The organism is Nonomuraea antri, from assembly GCF_013283785.1.
GTDB lineage: Bacteria > Actinomycetota > Actinomycetes > Streptosporangiales > Streptosporangiaceae > Nonomuraea > Nonomuraea antri.
Map to the genome: position 1 here is coordinate 1 of NZ_JABCPZ010000531.1, position 1,383 is coordinate 1,383.

The following is a 1,383-nucleotide window of genomic DNA, read 5'->3' on the forward strand; positions in this document are numbered from 1 at the left end:
TCTGGGGCCGGTGACCTGGGGTTTCCCGGGCGGGCCGGTTCGGCGTCCCCCTTCGGTGGCCGACTGCCGGTTCCGCATCAGGCCGGTCCGGGATCTCCCCTCTGGGGTAATCCGGCGTTACTGCTCAGGGACAGCGCGGTGCGGGTGCTCGGCACGTGGGCGAACACCATCGAGCGTGACGAGGTGTCGATCTCCGATTGCCGGATGACGGGCGCGATGGTGGCCGCCGTCGGGTCGATCGAGATCGCCGTCCACGGCTGGGACGTCGCCAGGGCGTGTGGCGAGCACCGTCCGATGCCCGCGTCCATGGCGGAGGAACTGCTGGATCTGGCCGGGTTGTTCGTCACGGCCGCGGACCGTCCCAGCAGGTTCGCCGCCCCGGTTCCGGTGCCGCCGTCCGCGTCCCCGGCGGATCGCCTGCTCGCCTTCCTGGGCCGCCGTCCCACCCAGTGTCCTCGACAGAAATAATTGTCGGTGTCAGCGTTGAAGCATGCGCGAAGTCGTGGTGATCGAGGACCCGGCCGCCGCCGAGGCGTCACTCGACCCGGTGCGCGCCCGGCTGCTGGCCGAACTCGTCCGTCCGGCCTCGGCCGCCACGCTCGCCGCCCGGCTCGGGCTGGCCAGGCAGATGGTCAACTACCACCTGCGCACTCTCGAACGCCACGGGCTGATCGAACTCATCGAGGAACGCCGTAAGGGCAACTGCACGGAACGCGTCATGCGGGCGGTGGCGGGCTCGTACGTGATCTCGCCGGTCGCGCTGGCCGCCGTCCAGCCCGACCCGGCCCGGGCGCCGGACCGCCTGTCGGCACGCTGGCTGGTGGCGCTGGCCGCGCGAGTCATCCACGAGGTGGGGGCGCTGGTCGCCGCCTCCGCCGACGCGCCGTCCACAACCCCCACATTCGCCGTGGACGGCGAGATCCGCTTCACCTCCGCCTCGGCCAGAGCCGACTTCGCCAGGGAGCTCGCCGGGGCAGTGGCCACCCTGGTCAGCAAATATCACGACGACTCAGCACCGTCCTCGCGCCCGCACCGCTTGCTGGTGGCGGTTCATCCGGTAGATCGTACGATTGCCGCACTTTCCCCGGCCGACCGGCGGGCGCGGTGAGAAGATCAGGTACGCGCCCGGCCTCCCGGTGGCACTGAACACCACCACCCGTCAGGCCGGGCCTCCCGGCGGCGGCCGATCTTCGTGCGGCCGCCGCCCCTAACGCACGGCGCAACCACCAGCCCGCACCCCTCACTCTCCCCGGAACCACCGGTCTCACGCCCGCCACTCGCCCCGGAACCACCGGTCTCACGCCCGCCACTCGCCCCGGAACCACCGGTCTCACGCCCGCCACCCGGCGCGGAACCGCCGGACCCATGCCCGTCACCCGGCGC

Annotated in this window: 1 protein-coding gene and 1 pseudogene; both read left to right on the plus strand. The window is 72.2% G+C overall.

Annotated features, from left to right (window positions below):
* Nucleotides 1–468, plus strand: a pseudogene (locus HII36_RS55160) (hypothetical protein); the annotation flags it as partial.
* Nucleotides 469–490: 22 nt separating this feature from the next.
* Nucleotides 491–1,108, plus strand: coding sequence for an ArsR/SmtB family transcription factor (locus tag HII36_RS55165; RefSeq protein ID WP_173531383.1), 618 nt, complete (start codon nucleotides 491–493; stop codon nucleotides 1,106–1,108).
* The last annotated feature ends 275 nt before the right edge of the window (nucleotides 1,109–1,383 follow it).